Here is a 1957-nt window from a genome sequence, read left to right as displayed (position 1 = left end):
TTACGGCATTGGAGCAAGTGACCGATTTTATTTCACGTAACCAATTCAGCCGCTTTGCGGATTGGTACGATGAAAATAGCCGACCTCTCAATATGATGGGCTTTCGCCGTATAGAAAGAGGTACTGGCAATCAAGACCCAACTGTTCAATTTTATGTTTTATCCTCCGCATGGAAAGAGATATGCAAGGGCTTTGATTCGCGCAAAGTTGCCCGTTTGTGTGTTGAAAAGGGTTGGTTAGAAGCAGGCAAGGACGGCAGGATACAAACGAGTATACGCCTGCCAGAAATAGGGCTTAAACGGGTTTACTTATTTAACAGTGACGTCTTAGGCTCTGCTGAGTAATCGGGATAAAACTGACTGTCTTATATTTAATGTGTAACAGTGGTAACACTGAAAATGGAAAGGTAGATATTTAATGGGCTTTATTCTGGCAGGCAATTGATGTGAGGGTTATCGATACGAGTGTTAAAAATATATTGCCCAGAGTGTGACGGACAGGCAACAATCAAAAAAATCAAAACGGAAGGATTGAATAACATACCGGAAATTTACTGTTGCTGTAATGATGTTGAATGTGGTTATACATACGTTTTAACCATGAGTTTTTCACATTCGATACGTCACAGTAAGTTGACACAAGATCCAAGTAATCATGTATTGAAGTGTAGCAATCTAAGAATCAGCATCAACATTTTCTGGCCAGAATTGTCAGGCGCAGAACGTGAACAGGAAAAATAAATTTTTTGCACCATTTCAGTTTACATTTCCTCTTACCCCGCATAAAGACTGGCTTTCTAGTTTTTATGTTGGGTTTCCTCCCAAGTAAAAATCTCACGTAAAATAGAAAAATTATTTTATTTCAAGGTGATACAATCACATCACCAGAATGAGACGGAATAGGAAACTGTAATTTACTGAAATTCTTTTCACTCATTTCAGTTTGAGATTTTTCTCACACAGCCAGTACTGGCACAGTCTGGAGATATGTTTTGTAGAATTTTAAAACTGAAATAATTTTTTGATCCAAAACGTGCAGGCGGGTGCGGAGTAGTGCGTTTTACGTCGGGTTTACGTTTATTTCATGGGGATTACGTGGCGTAGGCGTGATGTGGTGACGTGAACCAAATGAATCCATCTAGACTGCAAAATTTTATCTGCGTAGCTTAGCGGGCGATTGGTTACGTTATATGAAGATGTAAAAAAGTCACCGTTAAAGGTGAGCCGTGCCGGGATCTGCGTTGTTGAATAATCACCCAAGAAATGTACAATTAATATGTACAGATTTGGAGGAATATTATGCGTACATACACCTCAACTCAAGCCCGTGCCAACATCGCGGAAGTGTTGGACACAGCGGCTCACGGTGAACCTGTTGAAATCACTCGTCGAGACGGTAGTTCAGCGGTCGTTATCAGTAGAGCTGAATTCGATAATTGGCAAAACGCTAAGCTGGATGCAGAGTTCGATTCGATTATGCAACGTCATGGGCATACGATAGAGGCACTGACAAATCGATGATATGGGTCAGCGCACAGGAAGTTATCGCTTTTCATGACCGAATATTACAACGGCTTCCCGGCGTTGCCGGAATGCCCGATTCTGGTAGAGCTGAAGCGCTCATCTATCGGGTACAGAACCGCACACACTATGAAGGCATAACAGATATTTTTGAACTTGCAGCGACCTATTGGGCTGCTATCGCTCGTGGTCATATTTTCAATGATGGTAATAAGCGCACAGCGTTTTTCGTTACCATGATTTTTCTCTATCGTAACGGTATCAAGATCCGTGATAACGACAATACATTGGAAAACTTAACGGTAGATGCCGCTACGGGCGAGAAAACCGTTGACCAGTTGGCGCAGCACCTGCGCGAATTGGGGGACTATACTAACCCGAGCTGTAATCCATGATAACAGCACGTTTTTTTGAGGATGCAAGGAACATCTCAATTT

At 42.0% G+C, this 1957-nt stretch carries 3 protein-coding genes and 1 pseudogene; all 4 read left to right on the top strand.

From position 1 onward, the window contains the following. A pseudogene (locus PSI17_RS16640) lies at nt 1–344 on the top strand (alkaline-shock protein); the annotation flags it as partial. A gap of 120 nt (nt 345–464) precedes the next feature. Further along, nucleotides 465–740: an ogr/Delta-like zinc finger family protein gene (locus tag PSI17_RS17520; RefSeq protein WP_443256047.1), complete on the top strand. Its 276-nt coding sequence runs from the start codon at nt 465–467 to the stop codon at nt 738–740. Between the two features lie 558 nt (nt 741–1298). Next, a complete protein-coding gene (locus tag PSI17_RS16635) occupies nt 1299–1520 on the top strand; it encodes a type II toxin-antitoxin system Phd/YefM family antitoxin (protein WP_010847654.1) in 222 nt (73 codons plus the stop codon). Beyond that, nucleotides 1517–1915 (top strand): type II toxin-antitoxin system death-on-curing family toxin, encoded by a 399-nt coding sequence (locus PSI17_RS16630; protein ID WP_273553021.1) that lies wholly within the window; start codon nt 1517–1519, stop codon nt 1913–1915. Before PSI17_RS16635 ends, PSI17_RS16630 begins: the two co-directional genes overlap by 4 nt. Nucleotides 1916–1957 lie beyond the last annotated feature (42 nt).

It is taken from the genome of Xenorhabdus sp. IM139775, assembly GCF_028598745.1.
GTDB lineage: Bacteria > Pseudomonadota > Gammaproteobacteria > Enterobacterales > Enterobacteriaceae > Xenorhabdus.
The sequence above is the reverse complement of the archived record's forward strand: the minus strand, read 5'-3'. Positions and strand labels throughout refer to the sequence as shown.